Here is a 21,055-nt window from a genome sequence, read left to right as displayed (position 1 = left end):
AAGCGACTCTGGGTGCCGCTCAGGGGCTATCTTGCTACGCGAAACCCGATGGTAGCGTCCGGGCTCGACGGAGCATAGTTCAATTTGAGCATCAGAACACCAGCCCACGACCGGCTAGTCAAGCTGCTGCCACGGAGAAACGCACGAGAGCCTGTGTCCGCATAGTTAGCGTAGATGCCACCAATACCTTCAGCCGTGTCCCAACCCGTCGCACCTGAAAGCGTTACTCCTGTAATGGGATTGGTGTACGAGGTTAACGCGCTCGGACGCGAGATAGCGGGGAGATTGCCAAGACTTAGCGAGCCCAGCGTCCATTCGCGCCAGTTGAAGGTCGAATCACCCGGGACACCGACTTGGCTCATTGTCATGGCTGGCGTGCCAACCGCTTGTTGCGTCCATTCCCAAACATTGCCCGAGAGATCCCAGATTGCATCACCACTGCTGAGCCAGAGCACACGACTACTGTTGGTGCCGACGGTTGTGCCGGTACCGCCCGTGATGCCATTCAGCGGGTCGAAGTCATCAACGCTCGCCGCAAGGGCGCTGGCAGGGTTGTCGTTGACGTGGCCCTGGTAGAGATAGCCAGCCCCGACTTCACCGCCGCTCCAGTTGTATTTCACGGACAGGACATCCGCAGCGATGGTCATCCACTCCGCTTCGGTGATGAGGTGGCCACCTGAAGCGGTTGAGGCGGTAATTGCATCAGTTTGTGAGATAGAGACCCATGGTGTTCCCGCAGCTTGACTCGTTGCGACACCACCGACGTTTTTGGCTTCGTACTTCATCACACGGAAGTCGCTGGTGCCAAGCACGCTGTTGCCGTAGACGAACGAATAGTTTTCCGGGCAGGTAATGCTCTTCTCGACCTTTTGAAGTTCAGACTTCTTTTTCCACTGGCTTAGCGTAGAGGCCATAGCGGATGCCTTAGCCTGTTTGGTGATGCCGTTGTAGCTCACGATGGTGATGGCTGCCAAGATAGCGATGACGACGACGACGATGAGCAGCTCCACGATAGTGAAGCCGTATTGATCTGAACCGGTGCGTGATGCCCTTCGCGCCATAACTGCCCCTGACTATGAACCATAAGCGCAATCTGTTCAAGACTTCCTCCGCCGTACTATTTACAACAATCGCGAACGGAAGATTGACGTTCAGAATGAGAAGCGCATAATCGCTCTCGTTCCTCATCGGCATGCGGCTCGTAGGAGAACCACCGAGGCCGGGTAGCCGTACGGAATCCAACGCTCCCACCCTCACCTACCCCTCGTTGCTGCCCCGCGGCTTGTCGGAGAACCAACTGGTTCTCGGCCGCGACAACAGCAAGGAGGTGGGATCGATGGTCACAGGAATCGTCATCCCCACAGCAGGAGATCAGCCCCTCGAACTCCGCGAGTTCGCGAAGCTCGAGGACTACCAATCCGCGGTTGGCGGCTGGATCGAAGCGCTCGACCTGCCGGACATCGGCATCACGGTCTACGTCAACGACGAAGGCCGAATCCGGAAGCTCCCGCACAACGCGCGGGCCTCGTTTCTCCGCTGGTACTGGTCACCGCTCACCCGGGCGTCCGGGATGCTGGCCGGCGACGCAGTTCTCGTCGGGATGCCGAACGGCGCGGGCGAAAGCACCGATGTGCCTGTGCACGTGCGTGAGCTGCTGCTCACCTCTGCCCTCTTCGCCTTAGAGATGCGAACCGAGGCACACCCGGAATGGCAGCGCAGCACTACGGCACTGCCCGACTACTGGTCGGCACTTGTCTGGACGATGATGCTCACTGAGCACTTCACCGGCCTGCGTGACGTGCGGATCGTGCCGCTCGCTCCCACCATCGACGACGTCTGAACGGACGCCGTCTCCACCACCAACCAGGCGGTGATCGCTTCAGCTTCGAGTGCTCCGTGCGCTCGGCTTGAGCGGTCGCCGCCTCTTTCACTTCGGACTCATGCAGCCGATCTCTTCATCAGCTACCATCGCCGGCTGAAGGGATTGCCGAGGTTGTGTTCTTGGAACTGGCCGGGGCCCTGCCAGAAGGTGCCTGGGGTCTGCATGTATTTCTTCGCGTCGGGGTGATCAGCGGGGAGGCCGTGCGTGCGTCCCGATCGCATGCGCTCCTTCTCTCGGTTCTCCCACTTATCGAGTTCATCTACAAAGGGCGCCAGCAGCTTGAGGATCTCGCAACGGTCCGCTGGTGTGCCGCACTTACAGGCGCTCTTTGACTTCGTCTCGAAGGTGTTGTGGAGCCGATCGATTCGCCACAGGACGACCATCGCCCTGGACCTGATGCGGTATGCGGACTCAGCTTTGTGCTGCTCTTCGGTGACCAGTTCGCTCTCGAGCGCGTTCCGCAGATCACCGATGGGTGCCTTGTGATAGTCACTGCTGATCGTGCTGATGGCATCCGTCAGGGCAGAGCTGAGGTCTGCCTTTTCCTGATCGGACTTGTCCAGGAGATCGCGCATGTTCGCCAGACGGGTTTCGTAGCTGGTGGTAGTCGCGGCGTGCTCTGCCCGCCAGTCACGGAGATGCTCCTTGTCCCGGCGATCGGCATCACTGAGGTGATGGATGCACTCGGCACATACTTGGGGCCGCTTATCGGTGAGGGAATACCGCTCCGGCGCGTACCGGAGAAAGCAGCAGGTACAGACTTCGCGCTCCATGGTCGTTCCTCTCGGCTCTGACCACTTGAAGGTAGTCCGAGCTACCGACATTGGCGGCGGCTTCCACGGTGTGTGCGTTTTTGGTCGTGTCACTCGGCCGGCCAAAGCTCCCACTGTTTGCCGCGACCCTGCTTGACTATCGCACCGGGGTACGTCTTCTGGAGCTCGGAGAGCTGGTCGATGACCTCCGCGATCGGAAGACTCCCCGGGAGCGTCGCCAGTGGCTGTGGTGGTGCCGGTGCGACGGGCTTCGCGTTGTCCAGCGTTGAGCGCAGGTACTCGTACAACCGATCCATGTGGGTGGCGAAGATCGGCCAATGGCCGCACGGGCGTGATTCGTAAGGACCACCGCCAGAGGCGTGCTGATACTGCGGGGTAGCGCAGTCCGCGCACATGTCCTCGGCAGTGAGGATAGGTACGTGGAGGAGCGCCTGGAGGTGACGATCCTTGAACTGGAGTTCTGTTCGGAGCTTCGACTTCTCCGACCGATCTTTGGTGCTGCCGATACGTTCGCGCAGTTCGGACGTCAGCTGCTGCAGCTCCTCCACCTTGTCCTCACGCGCCATGCGGTACATAACGAAGTTTCCGATGCGTCGGTCACCGGGGAGAAGTCCTCGCTCGTCGACGACGTCTTCGCGATCACCGACGACGACAGATAGTCGTGCAATCTCCGCGTCGCAGCGCTGCAGCTTCTCCTCGAGCTTGGCCATCTTCTGCGCGCGGTGATCAGGGTCCATCCGGGGGTAGCGTTCGCCGCTGCGATATGCCTCGAGCTCCGCTACCTGGCCGACGTGTATCGACTCTTGTTCAAGGAGCGCATATCGGGCTTTCTCTCGCTCCGGGTCGTAGCGTTGCCGGTTCTGCTCCCAGCGTGTGTCGTCCGTCTTCTGCTGTGCCTTGTGCCGCCGCTTCATCGCGCCCATCATCGCCCCGACTTGCCGGTTGGTCATGGGGCGGAAGTCTGGCTCCGCGCGCGTCCACTCGCGCATCACGCGGTACGTGCCGTCCTTCTCGGCTCCGAGCTCTTCGGTGCGCCACGGGTTCCACCTGGTCTCCTGGAAGATCTCCATCCAACGGTTCCGGGAGTGCATGAAGTCCTCAAAGGTGGAAGCGCATCCAGGCAGCGGCTTCCACAACAGCCCCTCAAGCTCGTAGACCTGTGGTTCGGGCGTTGTCGTCGGTGACATGCGTACATGGTTCACCCGGATGAGCGTCCAGCGCCAGAGTCATCCTCACCAGTGAGCTCGCAGGAGCTGATACTCAATTCTGGGCGTGGAGTCTGGGCGTTGTCCTTCATACTGGTTCTATGGCCCGTGTACCTTCGCCCGCAGCTGTGCTCATCGGCAGCCGGATCGCTGAGCGACGGCAGGCGCTCAATCTCAAGGTGGATCAGCTGGCGGTGCGTGCTGACGTCGACTCGTCCAACGTCAGAGGCTATGAGTCCGGACGCTCGACGATGAACCTGCGAACGCTCGTGCGGATCGCAGATGCGCTGAAGATCTCACCGGGAAAACTGATCAGCGGTGTGACGTCGGAGATGTTCAACGCACCCGAATAGGGTTCATTGCTGGTCGCGGCCGGCGGCAGGTGCACCGTCGTGGACATAGTGACGAGCAGTAGGTGTGAATGGCGGTTCCCTGTAGCCTGCAACGATCGGCATCGGGTCAGAGTAGTCGCTCACTCCCGCCGCCCAGTCCAGGGCTTCCTCCGCGACGTAGATGACGCGGCGTGGTGTCGGTTTCAAGAAGCGTGGGCCCACCGCCCGGAAGCGCAGGTCGCGTATTCGCCAGAGGGGCAAATCCGGGATGAGCTCAAGCACCTGCGCCTCGGTGACATACGTCCGCGCTCGCAGCACGGAGAGTTCGGCGTCCTGGTACGCGTAAAGGCGTTCTTCGCTCGGATGGGGCCTGTAGGCACCGAAATGGCCGTGCATCCACTCGGACGAGACGGTGCTCTCCAGCCAGCGGCGGAAGGCCAGTTCGTCGTAGACCACTTCTCCGTCGCTCAGGATCTGGACGGGGGGAGCAGTGATTCGTGACGAGTATGGCGCTTCACGGCGGATGTAGTCGAGGTGCCGCGACGTGAGGCCAGGGGCGATCTGCCCAGCCTCGGCGCGGGTAATCCAGGCTGTGTTCTTCCGTCGTGTTGATGACTGGGTGACGTACTCGCTGGCCAAGAACCCAACTCCTCTTCAGCCGGACTCACTACTTCGCACCCGTGACCCGGCGCGATTTGCGTCACACGCGGGCCCGCGTCAGCGTGTCGGGGACCGCTGGCAGGATGGATACATGGACGTCGAAGCCCTTGCAGTCACGAAGATACAGGGCACGATTGCGCTCTGTCCCCATCTGAAGGCTTACATCGCGTCGAACGATAAGACTCCGTTCACTGACGGTCACATTGACGTATACAGAGGACTCGGCCAGAGCAAGGGCGACTGGCTCGGGCGCGTATCGGTTCAGGTCAAGGGTCGGACGGTATCCGGGCCAGTGCCGGTCGCACCTAGCTTTCGCATAAGCCGCACCGACCTGGTGGCGTTCCAGAAAGACGGGGGAGTGTTCTACTGTCTCGTGCTGGTTGGCGACGACGGCGTCTGTACCGCCTACTACGCCCTCCTCTCGCCCTTCGTCATTGAGCATCACATCCGTCAGGTTTCGAAAACGCAGAAGTCGGTGCTTGTCCCGTTCCAGCTTCTTCCTGACGATGCTGAAGAGCTCGAGCCGCTTATGGGCCTCGCCCTCAGAACGAAACATCAGCTGACGACTCTGGGGTTTGACTCGGCGCTTTTCGAGCACACGCAGTCGATCACGTTGCACTCTGCAAGAGATCTGGACCTCACGGCGCCGCTGCTGCTCATTCCCGGAGAGGTTGACTTTGCTCTGGAGATGAACACCGAGGGTGGTCTATCCATCCCACTTGGTGGTGCGTTGCGAATCATCCCTCAGGATTACGTCGAACACGAGAGCGACGTCGTCATCGGCAGCGAGTCGATCAGCTATGACAAGGTGGTCAGTCGACGACTCAACGCGGCTGCTGTCGAGTTCAAACTTGACCAAGGTCTATCCCTGACCTTCACCTCCACGCCTGGTCAACAGCAAGTACTCATCAACTTTGATGCACCAAGCAACTTTGCCGCGCGGTGGAGAGCCACGAGGTTCCTTGGCGAGATGACGTCAAGTGCAGAGATCCGCGTGAATGGTGCGAATGTATCGATCGGCGCCACCCCCGATGATGCCTGGGTTGCAGGCCTCGACGCTCAGGTCAACTTTCTCGGTCAACTCGACGAACTCTTTGGATTAATGGCTGTTGACTCCTCGCTCGTGGAGTTCGACGACCTTGACGGTGCTCAAATACTTAACCTTCAGAACCTGCATCGCGCACTCATCAAGGGCGAAGAGCCGTACAACGAGCAGGGCGAGCTCGCGCGAGGGCTGATGGACATTGGCCCATGGGCGCTCATGATCCTCGTGTTGCCTGGTAGTGAGCCAAACAGATGGAAGTACGTGGACCCGTTCGCTTTGGCCGCTCCACAGATGTACCGATGGAGCGCGGACACCGACGAGCCGGAGGACGCGGCGCCAGTGACGGCGTACGACATTGTCGAGCAGGAGGTACTGCCGCGCGTCCTCAACCTGCGCCTCGATGACATCGTGCCAGCGTATGAGGCGTTGCTCGGCTCTCCTCAGACAACAAGTCTTGCGAATCGGAGGGTACTGGCTCTGATCTCGGCGGCTGACGCAAGCGAAATGCGCGAGGAGGAGTTCCTACGTGCCGCTGAAACTCTCAATGAGTGGTTGATCTCTGTGGAAGGCGAGCTCCCACCCCATCTCATCAACCGATGGCAGATCCTGTGGCGTCGGGGGTGCCTCACAGCTGCACAGCGACGAGCCATTCACGACCTGAAGCGTCAGATTTCAAGAAGCGACTACAACATGGCCGCGGAGGCGGAATTGTCGTGTGCCCTGTTGCTAGGCGATGCCGATGAGATCGAGTACCTCATCGGGCAGCTTGACGACGGGCAGCTACTCAACGTGCAGGATTGGCCGATCTGGAAACTGCGCCCTGCAACATCCGTCTGAACTGCGTCTCTCTCGGTTCGTGGAAGTGGGGTCGACCCAAGAGTCAGCAACCAAACTTCACGAAAATACCAGTTCATGCCATAATTATTCGAAAGCGCAGTCTGGCGGTTCGAGCGGCTCGCTCCCGCTGATGTGTCTTCTAACGGTGCCTTTCGCGTTCGATGTCGGTGTTCACCGATACCTTGATGAGAGCACTACCAGCAACTAAATCGCGCCCGTGATGCGCAGGAGACGACGAGACATGGCACCGACCACCAAAGAAGGACAGCGCGCTGAGCTGCACAAGACGATCTGGCGCATCGCGAATGATCTGCGGGGCAGCGTCGATGGTTGGGACTTCAAGACCTATGTGCTCGGCATGCTCTTCTACCGCTTCGTTTCCGAGAATCTGACTGCATACATCAACAAGGGCGAGCGCGCTGCGGGCGACGAGCAGTTCGACTACTTGACCCTCCCTGATGCGGCCGCCGAGTTCGGTCGTGAGGAGACTGTCTCTGAGAAGGGCTTCTACATCCTGCCGTCCGAGCTGTTCGCAAACGTCAGGGCTCGTGCAGCCCAGGACGACAACCTGAACGAGACGCTGGAGCGGGTTTTCAAGAACATCGAAGGGTCCGCGCTCGGTACGGACAGCGAGGATGACCTCAAGGGGCTCTTCGATGATCTCGACGTCAACAGCAACAAGCTCGGGGCAACGGTCGCCAAGCGCAATGAGAAGCTAGTGAAGCTCCTTGACGCGATCGGCGACCTCCCGCTCGGCGACCTGCAGGACAACTCGATTGACCTCTTCGGTGATGCTTACGAGTATCTGATGCAGATGTATGCGGCGAATGCCGGCAAGTCCGGTGGTGAGTACTACACGCCCCAAGAAGTCTCGGAGCTGTTGGCGCGGATCACGGTACTCGGCAAGCAGGCCGTGAACAAGGTCTACGACCCCGCGGCAGGCTCAGGTTCGCTGCTGCTGAAGTTCGCCAAGGTGCTCGGCAAGGAGAACGTCCGCCAGGGCTTCTATGGTCAGGAGATCAACCTGACCACGTACAACCTCGCGCGGATCAACATGTTCCTGCACGACATCAACTACGAGAAGTTTAACCTTGCACACGGCGACACGCTCATCGACCCGGCCCACTGGGATGACGAGCCGTTCGAGGCGATCGTCTCCAACCCGCCCTACTCGATCAAGTGGGAGGGAGACGCCAACCCCATCCTGATCAACGACGAGCGCTTCGCGCCCGCCGGCGTGCTGGCGCCGAAGTCCAAGGCAGACCTGGCCTTCACCATGCACATTTTGAGCTGGCTGGCCGTGAACGGAACTGCGGCCATCGTTGAGTTCCCTGGCGTGCTGTATCGAGGGGGTGCGGAGCAGAAGATCCGCAAGTACCTCATCGATAACAACTACGTCGACGCCGTCATCCAGCTGCCGCCGGACCTCTTCTTTGGCACGACCATCGCGACCTGCATCATCGTGCTGAAGAAGTCGAAGAAGGACAACTCGGTGCTGTTCATCGATGCTTCATCGGAGTTCAAGCGCGTCGGCAACAAGAACAAGCTGATGCCCGACCATCAACAGAACGTCCTGATGACCCTCGACGGACGCGTCGAGGAAGCGCACTACTCCGCGCTCGTCTCGAACATCGACATCGCGGCCAACAGTTACAACATCGCGGTGTCCTCGTATGTCGAGGCTGAGGACACTCGCGAGGTGGTCGACATCACGTCGTTGAACGCGGAGATTGCCGAGATCGTGGCACGGCAGGCTGAACTCCGGGCTTCGATTGACGAGATTGTTGCGGGACTGGAGGGGGCCAAGTGAGCCGAGTCGACGGCCTGATCCCGGAGCTGACATCCGCTGGAGTGCGGCATGCGTTGCTGTCTGACGTTGCCGATTATTCATCGACTCGCGTCGACGCTGCGGAGCTCGATGAAACAAGCTTCGTCGGTGTCGATAACCTCGTCGCAGATAAAGGGGGGCGAATTGACGCGACATACCTGCCGAACACGGCGCGCCTGACAGCGTACGAGCCGGGCGACATTCTGCTCGGCAACATTCGTCCGTACTTGAAGAAGGTCTGGTGCGCGACGAACGAAGGCGGCTGTAGCGGCGACGTCCTGGCGATTCGAGTCAACGGACAGAGCCGTGAGGAACTCGACTCCGAGTTTCTCTACTATGTACTCTCATCGGACGGCTTTTTTACCTACAACATGCAGCACGCCAAGGGTGCGAAGATGCCGCGGGGTAACAAGACGGCGATCCTGAACTATCGAATTCCCATTCCACCTATTGAACTTCAGCGCGAGATCGTGATAATATTGGATCAATTCCGTGCGCTCGTCGATGCCCTGGAATCTGAGATCCAGGAGAGACGAGCGCAGCGAACTGCCCTTGCAATCAATTTCGCGGTAAAATCCCGTGACGCCGAGGCGGGTAAAAACGCAGTAACGAAAGTGAGCCTTGGCACACTCGCACGCGAAGTTGTGGATCCAATCCGAGTTAGGCCGGATGAGTCATACGTCAACCTCGGCGTAAAATGGAATGGCGAGGGCGTGTTGACTCGCGAACCTCGGAGCGGCGCAGAGATCAAGGCAACGACTCTCTATGGCGTGTCCCCTGGTCAACTTGTCTACAATCGCATGTTTGTAGTTGAAGGCTCGTTTGCATTGATTCCACCGGAATGTGGTGGAGCTGTTGTTTCCAACGAGTTCCCAGTCTTTGACATCGACAGTTCGGCGGTCGAGCCAGAGTGGCTGCTTCACTATCTTTGCGATCCTTACACGCTCGCCCGCATAGAGGCGGAAGTGACTGGGACTGAACGCGGAACAATGAAGAGTCGCCGCCGTTGGAAGCAAGAGCAGTTCGCGAGATTTGTTGTGGAGATGCCGACGCTCAAACGTCAGCGCGAGATCCTACGCGTCTTGCGCGTATGCGATGACCTGATTGGCTCGCTGAGCGACGAACTTGTTGCGCGCCGTAAGCAGTATGAGTACTACCGCGACAAGCTCCTCACCTTCGAGGAGGCCTCGGCATGAGTGACGCACTTGGCCGCAAGTACGATCCGATCGCAGTCTCGGGGGAGAGCACGGTTGTTGCCGAATACATCCCCGAGTCGTCTCATTCGACGAGCTACCAGTCTGAGGCGCACCTCGAGCGCGAGATGATCCGCCTGCTCCAGTCGCAGGCGTACGAGTATCTTCCGATCACCTCAGAGGCGCAACTCGTCGCCAACCTTCGCGTGCAACTCGAGGCGTTGAACAACATCACCTTCAGCGAGACTGAATGGGATGACTTCTTCAAGGACAAGGTTGCGAGCCAGAACGATGGCATCATCGAGAAGACGACCCGCATCCAGGAGGACCACGTCCAAATCCTGACGCGCGATGACGGCTCGACAAAGAACATCACGCTGATCGACAAGAAGAATATCCACAACAACCATCTGCAGGTCATCAACCAGTACGAGATCGGCCAAGGTGAAGGTGGCGCGAAGTACGCCAACCGCTACGACGTGACGGTGCTCGTGAACGGGCTGCCGATGGTGCACATCGAGCTCAAGCGCCGCGGAGTGGACATCCGTGAGGCGTTCAACCAGATCAACCGTTACCAGCGCGATAGCTTCTGGGCGGGGTCTGGACTGTTTGAGTACGTCCAGTTGTTTGTGATCAGCAATGGCACGCTGACAAAGTACTACTCGAACACGACTCGTAACCGTCATATCGACGAGGGTAAGAAGACCACCGGCGCCAGGAAGAAGACCAGCAACAGCTTCGAGTTCACGTCGTGGTGGGCTGACGCGCAGAACAAGCCGATCACCGAACTGACGGCGTTTGTGAAGACATTCTTCGCCAAGCACACACTGCTCAACATCCTGACCAAGTACTGCGTCCTCACGGTCGACCGTGACCTGCTGGTCATGCGTCCCTACCAGATTGTCGCGACCGAGCGGATCCTGCAGCGCATCGACATCGCCACCAACTACAAGCGTCTCGGCACCGTAGAAGCCGGCGGGTACGTCTGGCACACCACGGGCTCGGGGAAGACTCTCACCTCGTTCAAGGCTGCACAGCTCGCAAGTCGGCTTCCAGACGTCAGCAAGGTGTTGTTCGTCGTGGACCGTAAGGATCTGGACTACCAGACGATGCGCGAGTATGACCGGTTCGAGAAGGGTGCTGCGAACTCGAACGCCTCGACGGCGGTGCTCAAGAAGCAGCTCGAAGACCCGAACGCGCGGATCATCATCACGACGATTCAGAAGCTCTCGAACTTCATTCGCGCCAACAAGGGGCACGAGATCTATTCCGGCCACGTCGTGATCATCTTCGATGAGTGCCACCGCTCACAGTTCGGCGACATGCACACGGACATCACTCGGGCGTTCAAGCGTTACAACCTCTTCGGATTCACCGGCACCCCGATCTTCGCAGCCAACGCTGGCAACGGCGGCAACCCGCGGCTTAAGACGACGGAGCAGGCGTTCGGCGACAAGCTACACACCTACACGATCGTCAACGCCATCACCGACAAGAACGTCCTGCCCTTCCGGATCGACTACATCAACACCGTCAAGGTCGGTTCACCTGATGACAAGCAGGTGCTGGGCGTCGAAGCCGAGAAGGCCCTTCTCGACCCGCGCCGCGTGGCGCAGATCGCCAAGTACACGCTTGAGCACTTCGATCAGAAGACCAAGCGTGCTTCTAGCTATGAGCACTCGGTGGTCATCAACGTCGGTGAGGCGGTGCGCAGCCGGCGACGCGCCGAGGCTCTCCGTGAGAAGAAGCGCGTCCGGGGCTTCAATGCGCTGTTCGCGACCGCTTCAATCGACGCTGCCCAGCGCTACTACCTCGAGTTCAAAGCGCAGCAGAAGGAGCTGACGCCAGACCGTCGTCTCAAGGTGGGGGTGATCTTCTCCTACGGTGCCAACGATGCGCCCGATGAGGACATCCTTGACGACGAAGCCTTCGACACCGAGGGACTCAGCGGCGACGCGCGTGAGTTCCTTGAGGTAGCTATCAAGGATTACAACGCGTACTTCGGTACGAGCTACGACACCAGCCCTGACAAGTTCCAGAACTACTACAAAGATCTGTCGCAGCGCATGAAGAATCGCGACATCGACCTGGTGATCGTCGTCAACATGTTCCTGACCGGCTTCGATGCAACGACGCTGAACACGCTGTTCCTGGACAAGAACCTTCGCTCCCATGGGCTCATCCAGGCGTACTCGCGCACGAACCGCATCCTGAACTCGATCAAAACGTATGGCAACATCGTCTCGTTCCGTAACCTTGACGACGCCACCAACTCCGCGCTCGAATTGTTCGGCAACAAGGACGCCCGCGGCGTCGTGCTGCTCAAGCCGTATCAGGACTACTACAGCGACTACCTCGAGAAGGTCACCGAGCTGTTGCAGCAGTATCCGCTGGGGCAGCAAATCATCGGTGAGTCCGCACAGAAGGACTTCATCGCCCTCTTCGGCGCGATCCTGCGCCTCCAGAACATCCTGACCTCTTTCGACGAGTTCGCTGGCCAGGATCCGCTGAGCGAGCGTCGGGCACAGGACTACCGCAGCTGGTACCTCGACTTCTATGCCGAGTTCCGCAAGGACCGCGACGGCGACAAGGAACTGATCAACGATGACGTCGTGTTCGAGATCGAGCTCATCAAGCAGGTTGAGATCAATGTCGACTACATTCTGATGCTGGTTGAGAAGTACCGCGCCAGCTTCGGTGACGGCGAGGACAAAGAGATCCGCGCCGAGATCTCTCGTGCTGTGGATGCCAGCCCGAGCCTACGCAGCAAGAAGGACCTCGTTGAGGACTTCGTTGATTCGATCTCTGTAACCGGTGCGGTCGACGAGCAGTGGCAGACCTTCGTCGCTGCGAAGCGTGAAGCGGAGCTTGAGTCGCTCATCACGGATCAGCAGCTCCGTCCAGAGCAGACTCGCGCGTTCATCGAGGCAGCCTTCCGCGATGGTCAGCTCCGGGCAACAGGAACCGCGATCACCAAAATCCTCCCACCTGTTTCGAGGTTCGCGGCGGACGGTGGGCATCGTGAGAAGAAGCGTGCTGCCGTTGAGGCGCTCACGCGGTTTTTCGAGCGGTTCTTTGGCTTGGGCTCGGGAGGAACCAACTAATGGCGACGGTGCTTGGGTTACTGGCGTCCTTCACTGCGTACCGCGTGTCGGTCGAACGTGGCAAGCTGATCGAGAATCCGGTGGCCGCGCCTCGACCCGGGGGGTACTCGTAATCATGCGATTCTCCGAGCACTTCGGTGTCACTCAGACAGCTGATGACGATTGGTTCGATCCGCATCTCACGATTGATACCAAGCTATTCGTTGATCCGTTGTTGCTCCTCGAAGCAGGAGGAGAGTGGGCCGACGCCCACGAGCAGCTCATTGAGCACTTCGTCCATTGTTACGGTCTGGTGGCGAAAGCGACCAGCTCGACCTCCGTTTCTGCGCAAGCAGCTCGGCGACTCCTGACCTTTCCGGAGCCGTTCGAGGTTGGCTTGGGATATACAGCTAGCGGTACGAGTGGCTCCGGCTCGGGCGACCGATTTGCCGCGACCATGGCTGACGGCATCGCGACCGCTATCGCAGCCGGACTTGCGCAACCTGAACACATCGAGGAAATCGGCATCCTCAACGTCGGCATCGGGCCCGACCGGATCTCCGACGCCACGGTCAACGTGCTCAAGGCGCGCTTCATCGCATACACCCAGGCGATTGCCGAGCGCCATGGCATCCCACTTGATGCGCACCGCGTGAAGTCGGCACGTGTCTCACTCGACGCAGCCCGCTGGATCGCCGAAGACGTGCTGCTTCCAACAAACCCGAATGATGGCCGACCGGTCATCCTGCTACCACGAGCATTGCTCAATGACCTTCCGACGCTGAACGCCGATGACTGGTTCGACTCGCACTTCAATGAGGACATCCGGCTCACGCTTAACCTGCAGGTTGGGGAAGCCGTGCGGAAGGCGGACATCGTTAGCTGGGCGCGCCGTCATCCCGATCGAGTACGCGAATGGGCTCGAGAACAGACGAGCAGGCAGGATCTCCACGGCTACGATTTCAGCGCGGATCCCTTGGGCGTCGTGCAATGGGACCAAGCGCCGGTTGCCTATGCAGTCGAGCATCCGCTCGCGGCGCGGACTGTCATGTCACATGAGGACTTGCTCATACTGGTTGGCGAGCTCGTCGATCGATTCCAACACTTCGTCGAGCAGCAGCGCGGATGGAGCTTGCTTTGGAACTCGGACGGGTCAGAGAAGCCTGAAGAAGCGGCGCAGCTACTGTTCCTCGGACTCGCGCAGCCTTACCTACGTCAGTTCAACGTCGAGATCGATCGTGAGGTCGAGCTTGGACGCGGACCGGTCGATTTCAAGGCGGCATCCGGAACCACGGCGCGAGTCTTGATTGAGGTCAAGAAAGTGCACAACGGCAAATTCTGGAATGGACTTGAGGCGCAACTTCCGAGCTACTTGACGTCCGACGGTGCCACGCATGGGTGGTTTCTGGCGCTCCAATATCGCAGCACAAGAAGCTCCGTTGATCGTGTCCGCCGGCTCCCCGCCGTTGTGGCACTGACAGCATCATGCATCGGGATGACTTTGCGGTCATCGGTCGTCGACGCGCGTAAGCCCTTGTCCGCCTCAAACATCGAAACTGGCAACGAACTCCCCATTGACCAGGGGACGGAGACAGATTCGTGATCAAGCGAGTGCAGGACTACTTTAATGGCTGGCGCGCGAGGAAGGCGGAGAACGCTCTCAGTGACGAGCCCGCGGCTCCGGCCTGGGACTTGACCGCTCTGACGCCCGAGTTCATCGAAAGCGAACACGCGCAGTACGTCGTGGCCATCGCGGAGAACCTGAAAAAGGACGATGTCCTGAACATCGCGCTCTCCGGCAACTACGGCGTCGGTAAGAGCAGCATCTTGGGACGCGTCGCCGAGGATCACGATGGCCGTGTGGTGGAGCTCTCGCTCTCGACGCTTTCGCCGATCGACAACTCCAAGGTTGATGATTCGGTTCCGGCTCAGGCGAGGACACCAACGAATCGTATCCAGCAGGAGATCGTCAAACAGCTGCTTTATCGAGAAGCACCGAAGTCCGCCCGCGCTTCGCGCTTTCGCCGAATCGAACGGTTCAGTTGGGGACGCGAGATCGCGCTCGCTCTCATCGGTGGCGTGATCGTTTCGGTTGCCTTCATGATTTTGGGATGGGCAGGGACGATCGAACGAACTCTCCGACCGCTCCTTGAGTTGGCTCTTTGGGTGTACCCGATCATCGCTCTTCTCGCGGCAGGCGCAATCATCGCTGCTCGTTCTCTTCTGCATGGCCGGATCCATATCCGTCAGTTTTCGGCGGGGCCTGCCGCCGTGACGCTGGATGAGAAGTCAGTCTCGTATTTCGATCAGTACCTGGATGAGATCGTGTACTTCTTCGAGACCTCGAAGCGCGACATAGTGATCTTCGAGGACATCGACCGCTTTAACGATTCACACATCTTCGAGACGTTGCGTTCCCTCAATGCGCTTCTCAACGCATCACCGCAGATCAAGAAGCCGATCCGCTTCATCTATGCCATCAAGGACAGCATCTTCGACAGGTTGAGCCTCGAGCACGAAAACCGGAAGGTCGACGTGGCGCTCGTAGAGATCACCGATCCGGCGCAGGCTGAAATCGTGCGCGCGAACCGCACCAAATTTTTCGACCTGGTCATTCCAGTCGTCCCGTTCATCACGCATCGAAGCGCGCGCAACTTGACCACTCAGATCCTGCGCGGCATTGAGCACGTCGTGTCACCAGACCTGATCGACCTCGCAGGCCGATTCGTACCAGACATGCGTCTGCTTAAGAACGTGCGCAACGAGTTTGTTGTCTTCCGGGACAGGATCTTTGCTGGGGACGGGAAGCAGCTCGAACTGAGCGAGACGCAGCTGTTCGCGATGATGCTCTACAAGAGCACACACCTCAGTGATTTTGAGGTCATACGGCTCGGCAAGAGCAAGCTCGACAAGCTGTACGAGGTCAGTCGAATACTGGTATCGAAGAACATCCGGCGCGTTGAACGCGAACTTCGGTCTGCTCGCGTGGAGATCTCGCGACGCACAGGCGCGAAGCAGCGGGCGTCACGGCTCGGAAAGCTATTGGTCGCTCGGATTGACCTCTTGGTGCGTTCATCGAATAGCGCCCGGGCTCAAAACGGGCAGTACATGCTGAACGGACGAGGTGCCGACGCCACGGAGTTCGAGTCGATCGAGTTCTGGCATGAGCTGGCAGAGTCCGAGGACCGCACTGTGGGGTGGAGCAATCCGTACTACGGCAGCGGGTCGTTCACGCTGTCGCGGAACGATATCGCTGCACTCGTTGGCGACACACTCGACGTGGAAGCGTGGCGCGAACGCGACGACGAGACGGAGTCCGAGCAGATCCGGGAACTGCAGGAACAGCTCGCGTTTCTGCGCACGTCCGACATGGGCGAGCTGATGAGTCGGCCCGATTTCCTGGTCGACTACGAGGACATCTCGCAGTCACTCGCTGCGGTGGCAGAGAGGCTGCTCACGAAGGGGCTCGCGTTCAACCTGATTCGTGCGGGCTACATCGACCGCAACTTCACGCTCTACACATCGACGTTCCACGGGGACCGTGTTAGTCCTGCGGCCACGAACTTCATCATCCATCACGTCGAGCGTGGACTCATGGATGCACAGTTCGTCCTGACAGCCGAGGACGCAGAGGCTGTGATCCGTGAGCGCGGAGCCCGGTCGCTCGCGGATCCAGCTCTTTTCAATATCGCGATCCTGGATTACCTTCTGGGCGCAAACAACGCGGACGCTGACATCATGATCACGGCTCTGGCGCGCCTCGACGCAGACAGCAGGAAGTTCCTCGAGAGCTACTTGAGCAGTGGTGCGTCGAGTGAAACGCTGGTGGAGAAGCTCACGTCACGGAGCCCGCGTGTGCTGAACTACTTGATCGCGGACATCGATCTCGACGATGAGATGAGGACCGAGCTAGTGAGCGCGTGCCTCGCGAACTTGGCTGCTAGGCCGAAGCAAACCGTGACAGAGAAGGCGATGGCCTTCCTCGCGGCGAACTATGCACAGCTGCCCGCAATCGCGAGAGTTGCGTTGCCTGCGGCGAGAGCCGAACGCATCGCACTCCTGTTCAAAGATGCTGGACTGTCGTTGCCCGACCTGTCGGGAACGAGCGACGTCGTGCGGCTGGCTTTCGTGAAGCTCGGTCTCTATGAGATGAGTCTGTCGAATCTTCAAGCGGCGGTCGGCGACGAGGCCGGTCTTGGCCTCGACCAGCTCAGGGCTACTCACCGTGCCGACGTCTATGCCAAGGCGGTTGCCGAGTTGCAGGGCTACCTCGACGCTGTCGACGGTTACGCCGCAACGAACCATGCGGCCGACCTGTTCCATGTGGTTATTGGTGAAGTGCACGAAGCCGCGCCGGATCTGCTCGAGCGCTTCATCGAGGCCGCCTCGGACGAGAGCCGCATTGCGGATGTCGGGGATGTGCCCGAGGAGGCCTGGCCAGTGCTTGCAGCGCACGATAAGTTCCCGGCCACGTTCTCGAACGTGACGAGATACATAGCGCAGATCGGCAGTGTGGATGTGAATCTCGCCGTGGTGCTCGCGTCGGGTGAGGAGATTATCGAGCACGAAGATGTCGACGAGAACGAGAAGCGCAGTCTCGCCGTCGCCCTGATTTCCACCCCGTCCACACTTGGTGCTGAGCTCCGAGCAAAACTGGCGGAAAGTCTCGGGCTGAAGGCGTGGCTCGAGGCCGCTGATCTACCCGTCGAGTCGGGCGCGCTGTATCCCGAGCTGGTCGCTCGTCGGGTGATCTCCGGCAACGCCGCGACCTATGAGCATCTCGCTTCGACGGACTGGGCGACGCGAGAGCGCATCATCGAAGTGTCGCCGAAGTTCGCAGAGTGGCTAACGCCGGAACTCGTCGGTGCCGACGTGGCGAAGGTGCTTGCAAGCGCGTCGGTCACGGACGAAGCGAAGCGGATAATCATCGAGAACGCTGACGAGTACACGTCAGTCGGTGGGGTCGTTGGCCTTGTCGAAATCGGGAAGGCTGCTCGAAGGCTAGGAATCCTCGTGAGTTTCTCGGTCGTTGAACAGATGGCGAATCATCCGATCGGAAAGAGCGAGGTGCTACATCATCTCATGCCGTATCTGAACTCGACGTCTGATGCGGAGCTCTTCGGCGTTCTGAATTCCCTTGGTGGTGACTACGCTCAGCTGACGCGATTCGGCCGCGATAAGCCGAAGGTGCCGAATACTGCCGACAACCTCAGGCTGCTCGAGTCCCTGAAGCAGCGGGGCATCGTTACGAAAGTTGAGAATGATCGCAATCCGATGAAGGTGCACAAGCGATACGGGCGTTGAGAGACACATGGGGTGATCAAAGCCAGCAACAGGCTTGTCATTGCGGCTTTTGGCGCGGCGCCTTCGCCCTCATCTCCACCCCACTCCCGTGCAAGCTCCGCAGTACCGCTCCGTGTGACAACTCGTGTTTCGCTTCGAGCTCACGCATCGTGGCCCCGGCCTCGTATTCCTTGGCCAGGTCGGCCGCCTCCTCGGTGCTCACTTTCCGCTTCGAGATCTCGACACCTTGCGCTTTCAGCATGCGCGTCATCGCGGAACTTGCAACATCGAGCTCCCGGGCGAGTGAACGGGCGCTCTCGCCTGCCCGGGCTCTGCGTATGAGCATTTGGAGTCTTGAGGGCCACTGATTATTGCGGTTGGGTGCCAGTCGATATTCACTTTCGGGGCCGCTGGTATTGCCGGTGAGCGCCACTGCCGTGGGTGTGACGCTCACCGGCCCGGTTTCAGCTGGCTGCGGCGGCGGTCTGCTCGCGCATGTTGACCTCGCCGGTCTCGATCCAGATGGTGTTGTGGACGATGCGGTCCATGATCGCGTCGGCGTGGACACCGCCGCCGAGGCGCTGGTGCCAGTCCTTCTTCGCGTACTGGGTGCAGAACACCGTCGAGGTGGCGTCGTAGCGGCGTTCGAGGAGCTCGAGCAGCATGGACCGGACATCGTCGGTGGGCGGGTCGAGCAGCCATTCGTCGATCACGAGGAGCGTGAACGTGGAGTACTTCCGCAACCACTTCTCCCTGCCCGCCGGTTTGTCCTTCGCGGTCGCCCAGGTCTCTTCGAGGTCGGGCATGCGGATGTAGTGCGCCCGGTAGCGGTGCTGACAGGCCTGCTTGGCCAACGCCGAGCCGAGGTAGGACTTGCCCGACCCGGTGAAGCCTTGGAACACGACGTTCTGCTGGCGGGTGATGAACTGGCAGGTGCCGAGTTGCGCGATCACCCCGCGGTCCAGGCCTCGTTGTTCGAGCATGTCGACGCGGCGGAGGTCCGCGTTCGGGTAACGCAGCCCCGCCCGGCGGATCAGGCCCTCGACTTTGGAGTGGGTGAACGTGGCGTGAGCGTCATCGACGGCGAGTTTGATCCGCTCCTCGAACACCATCCCCAACGTGAGGCCCTCGTCCTGGACGTCGAACGCGTCGACCAGCGGGCCCACACCCATCTCACGGAGCTTCCGCTTCGTCTCCGCATCGAGCCGGCTCATCGGGCGCCTCCCGCGTAGTAGTCGGCGCCGCGGACATACCCGGCAGGCTCCTCCCACGCACTCGGCTCGAACCTCGGCTGCCGCCTGCCGGTCTGGTCCTGGCCCGACTCCAGGATCGGCCGCAGATGCGCATACCTGGGCGAGTTGATGCGCGACTTCAGCGCGATACCGGCGGCCGCTTCGACCCGGGCCGCGGAGTAGCGGCGGGTCAACTTGAGCACTGCCAGCGCGGCGCCCAGCCCCTGCTCGGCGACAGGCACGGACTCGAAGATCCGGGCCACGATCGTGGTGGTGTTCTCCCCGACCCGAGCCGCCCACTCCCGTGCCCGTTGTGGGTCCATCTGTTGGTAGCGGTGCCCGTCAGGCAGATCGCTGTCATGCGTCCGATACTCGTTGACCACCCCGACCGGGGCGAGCAGATGGCTGGTCAGCCGCTGATCCCCGGCGAACACCTCCAGCATCGTGTCGGTGACGCGCAGATCGACGGACCGGCCTATGTGCGTGTAGGGGACGGAGTAGAAGTTCCGCTCGAACACGACATGCCCGTTCTTCTGAACCTTGCGGCCGTAGAGCCACTGGGAGATCTCGAACGCGACGGCCGGCAACGGCCGCAGCAGTTGTTTCTCCTCCGCCTCGAACACACTCAACCGTGACCCGGCGCGTTTCTGGAACGGCTCCGCGTTGTAAGCGGCGACCCGCTCACGGATCACCGCGCGTAGCTCCGGCAGGCTCGCGAACCGCTGGTTGCGGAGCGCCCCGATCACCCATGTTGCGACGTTCCCGACGGTGTTCTCCACGCTCGCCTTGTCCTTCGGCTTCCGGGGCCTGCCCGGCAGCACCGCGGCGGAGTAGTGCGCGGCGAGTTCCCGATAGGCGTCGTTGAGCACGACTTCGCCTTCGGCGGGGTGCTTGATGACTCCGGTCTTGAGGTTGTCCGGGACGATCCGCGGGACGGACCCGCCGAACCATTCGAACATCGCGACGTTCACGCGCAGCCAGGTGTCCTGCCGCATGTCCAGAGCCGGCTCGACGAACGAATACCTCGAGAACGGCAGCGTCGCGACGAACAGGTAGACCCTCGCCGTGGCGCCAGTGACCGGGTCGGTCAGGCCCATCGTCTTGCCCGACCAGTCGACCTCGACCGTCTGCCCGGCCTTGTGACCGACCCGCGACGCCGCGCCGATCACCAGCACGTGACGCTGGTAGGTCTTGCAGAACCGGTCGTAGCCCATCGCCGTCTCGCCCTTGGCGCGGCAGGCGTCGACGTACTCGCCGTGCAGCAGCTTCAACGTCACCCCGACCCGGGCAAGCTCCCGATGCACCTGATCCCAGTCCGGCTGCATGTGAACACTCTCATACTCACCCCGCCCAGGGAACAGCCGCGCATACACGTCCGCTTCGCCGAGCTCCGCGACGTCGTCCCAGCCGATGCCCTCCCGGTCAGCGGCATCGAGCACCATGGCCACGCTGGTGCGGGACATACCCTGCGCGGCGATCTGCCGCCCCGTGAACCCCTCCGTGCGCAACCGAAGCACGAGCTTCGCCTTGATCTTGCGTACCATCCGAATCACTCCTTCTGCCGCGTGATAGGCCACACGGCAGAAGGAGCCTAGGCGGCCCCGAACCCGAATATTCGGTGGCTCTCAACGACGAGATCGCATCGACAGGACAGCGGCCCTGAACCCCAATATCAGTGGCACTCAGAAGAGCGAATACTCAG

15 protein-coding genes are annotated in these 21,055 nt (G+C 60.3%); 8 read left to right on the top strand and 7 right to left on the bottom strand.

Features of this window, described 5'->3' with window-relative positions; translation table 11 throughout:
- Positions 1 to 26: 26 nt before the first annotated feature.
- The gene (locus tag Q0568_RS16450; protein ID WP_298868464.1) at positions 27 to 1,061 is read right to left on the bottom strand and encodes a prepilin-type N-terminal cleavage/methylation domain-containing protein; all 1,035 of its coding nucleotides are present in this window, start codon (positions 1,059 to 1,061) and stop codon (positions 27 to 29) included.
- A 275-nt stretch (positions 1,062 to 1,336) separates the two neighbouring features.
- On the opposite strand from Q0568_RS16450, the gene Q0568_RS16445 reads away from it, so the two are divergent.
- Positions 1,337 to 1,840 carry a DUF3846 domain-containing protein gene (locus tag Q0568_RS16445; RefSeq protein ID WP_298868462.1) on the top strand — a complete coding sequence of 168 codons (504 nt, stop codon included), beginning with the start codon at positions 1,337 to 1,339 and terminating at the stop codon, positions 1,838 to 1,840.
- Between the two features lie 122 nt (positions 1,841 to 1,962).
- Here Q0568_RS16445 and Q0568_RS16440 read toward each other — a convergent pair whose 3' ends face one another.
- On the bottom strand, positions 1,963 to 2,655 hold the full coding sequence (locus Q0568_RS16440) for a hypothetical protein (RefSeq protein WP_298868460.1): 693 nt from the start codon (positions 2,653 to 2,655) through the stop codon (positions 1,963 to 1,965).
- A gap of 89 nt (positions 2,656 to 2,744) precedes the next feature.
- Complete coding sequence (locus Q0568_RS16435; protein ID WP_298868458.1) at positions 2,745 to 3,842, bottom strand: hypothetical protein; 1,098 nt, start codon at positions 3,840 to 3,842, stop codon at positions 2,745 to 2,747.
- 146 nt (positions 3,843 to 3,988) lie between these two features.
- On the opposite strand from Q0568_RS16435, the gene Q0568_RS16430 reads away from it, so the two are divergent.
- Entirely contained in the window at positions 3,989 to 4,213 is a 225-nt protein-coding gene (locus tag Q0568_RS16430; protein ID WP_298868457.1) for a helix-turn-helix transcriptional regulator, read from the top strand.
- 3 nt (positions 4,214 to 4,216) lie between these two features.
- Here Q0568_RS16430 and Q0568_RS16425 read toward each other — a convergent pair whose 3' ends face one another.
- Positions 4,217 to 4,831 carry a hypothetical protein gene (locus tag Q0568_RS16425; protein WP_298868454.1) on the bottom strand — a complete coding sequence of 205 codons (615 nt, stop codon included), beginning with the start codon at positions 4,829 to 4,831 and terminating at the stop codon, positions 4,217 to 4,219.
- 112 nt (positions 4,832 to 4,943) lie between these two features.
- Between Q0568_RS16425 and Q0568_RS16420 the strand changes: the two genes are divergently transcribed.
- From Q0568_RS16420 to Q0568_RS16395, 6 genes are all read left to right on the top strand, one after another.
- A complete protein-coding gene (locus Q0568_RS16420) occupies positions 4,944 to 6,734 on the top strand; it encodes a hypothetical protein (RefSeq protein WP_298868452.1) in 1,791 nt (596 codons plus the stop codon).
- 241 nt (positions 6,735 to 6,975) lie between these two features.
- On the top strand, positions 6,976 to 8,544 hold the full coding sequence (locus tag Q0568_RS16415; RefSeq protein WP_298868449.1) for a type I restriction-modification system subunit M: 1,569 nt from the start codon (positions 6,976 to 6,978) through the stop codon (positions 8,542 to 8,544).
- Entirely contained in the window at positions 8,541 to 9,758 is a 1,218-nt protein-coding gene (locus tag Q0568_RS16410; RefSeq protein WP_298868447.1) for a restriction endonuclease subunit S, read from the top strand. Before Q0568_RS16415 ends, Q0568_RS16410 begins: the two co-directional genes overlap by 4 nt.
- A complete protein-coding gene (locus Q0568_RS16405) occupies positions 9,755 to 12,859 on the top strand; it encodes a type I restriction endonuclease subunit R (protein WP_298868445.1) in 3,105 nt (1,034 codons plus the stop codon). Before Q0568_RS16410 ends, Q0568_RS16405 begins: the two co-directional genes overlap by 4 nt.
- Positions 12,860 to 12,974: 115 nt before the next feature.
- Entirely contained in the window at positions 12,975 to 14,441 is a 1,467-nt protein-coding gene (locus Q0568_RS16400) for a hypothetical protein (RefSeq protein WP_298868443.1), read from the top strand.
- The gene (locus Q0568_RS16395) at positions 14,438 to 18,142 is read left to right on the top strand and encodes a DNA-binding protein (protein WP_298868441.1); all 3,705 of its coding nucleotides are present in this window, start codon (positions 14,438 to 14,440) and stop codon (positions 18,140 to 18,142) included. The genes Q0568_RS16400 and Q0568_RS16395 overlap by 4 nt, the downstream gene beginning before the upstream one ends.
- Positions 18,143 to 18,179: 37 nt before the next feature.
- Here Q0568_RS16395 and Q0568_RS16390 read toward each other — a convergent pair whose 3' ends face one another.
- The 3 genes from Q0568_RS16390 to istA form a co-directional block, all read right to left on the bottom strand.
- Positions 18,180 to 18,392 carry a helix-turn-helix domain-containing protein gene (locus Q0568_RS16390; protein ID WP_298868438.1) on the bottom strand — a complete coding sequence of 71 codons (213 nt, stop codon included), beginning with the start codon at positions 18,390 to 18,392 and terminating at the stop codon, positions 18,180 to 18,182.
- A gap of 193 nt (positions 18,393 to 18,585) precedes the next feature.
- Positions 18,586 to 19,335 carry an ATP-binding protein gene (locus tag Q0568_RS16385; protein ID WP_298868436.1) on the bottom strand — a complete coding sequence of 250 codons (750 nt, stop codon included), beginning with the start codon at positions 19,333 to 19,335 and terminating at the stop codon, positions 18,586 to 18,588.
- Positions 19,332 to 20,897, bottom strand: a complete 1,566-nt coding sequence (istA, locus tag Q0568_RS16380) for an IS21 family transposase (protein WP_298868433.1) — start codon at positions 20,895 to 20,897, stop codon at positions 19,332 to 19,334. Before istA ends, Q0568_RS16385 begins: the two co-directional genes overlap by 4 nt.
- Between the last annotated feature and the right edge of the window lie 158 nt (positions 20,898 to 21,055).

It is taken from the genome of uncultured Microbacterium sp., assembly GCF_937927635.1.
GTDB lineage: Bacteria > Actinomycetota > Actinomycetes > Actinomycetales > Microbacteriaceae > Microbacterium.
The sequence above is the reverse complement of the archived record's forward strand: the minus strand, read 5'-3'. Positions and strand labels throughout refer to the sequence as shown.

What these genes read in the sequence shown, in the direction of transcription:
- Q0568_RS16450 (WP_298868464.1), bottom strand. Translation starts at nt 1,061, where the DNA reads ATGGCGCGAAGGGCATCACGCACCGGTTCAGATCAATACGGCTTCACT.
- Q0568_RS16445 (WP_298868462.1), top strand. Translation starts at nt 1,337, where the DNA reads ATGGTCACAGGAATCGTCATCCCCACAGCAGGAGATCAGCCCCTCGAA.
- Q0568_RS16440 (WP_298868460.1), bottom strand. Translation starts at nt 2,655, where the DNA reads ATGGAGCGCGAAGTCTGTACCTGCTGCTTTCTCCGGTACGCGCCGGAG.
- Q0568_RS16435 (WP_298868458.1), bottom strand. Translation starts at nt 3,842, where the DNA reads ATGTCACCGACGACAACGCCCGAACCACAGGTCTACGAGCTTGAGGGG.
- Q0568_RS16420 (WP_298868452.1), top strand. Translation starts at nt 4,944, where the DNA reads ATGGACGTCGAAGCCCTTGCAGTCACGAAGATACAGGGCACGATTGCG.
- Q0568_RS16415 (WP_298868449.1), top strand. Translation starts at nt 6,976, where the DNA reads ATGGCACCGACCACCAAAGAAGGACAGCGCGCTGAGCTGCACAAGACG.
- Q0568_RS16405 (WP_298868445.1), top strand. Translation starts at nt 9,755, where the DNA reads ATGAGTGACGCACTTGGCCGCAAGTACGATCCGATCGCAGTCTCGGGG.
- Q0568_RS16400 (WP_298868443.1), top strand. Translation starts at nt 12,975, where the DNA reads ATGCGATTCTCCGAGCACTTCGGTGTCACTCAGACAGCTGATGACGAT.
- Q0568_RS16390 (WP_298868438.1), bottom strand. Translation starts at nt 18,392, where the DNA reads ATGACGCGCATGCTGAAAGCGCAAGGTGTCGAGATCTCGAAGCGGAAA.
- Q0568_RS16385 (WP_298868436.1), bottom strand. Translation starts at nt 19,335, where the DNA reads ATGAGCCGGCTCGATGCGGAGACGAAGCGGAAGCTCCGTGAGATGGGT.
- istA (WP_298868433.1), bottom strand. Translation starts at nt 20,897, where the DNA reads ATGGTACGCAAGATCAAGGCGAAGCTCGTGCTTCGGTTGCGCACGGAG.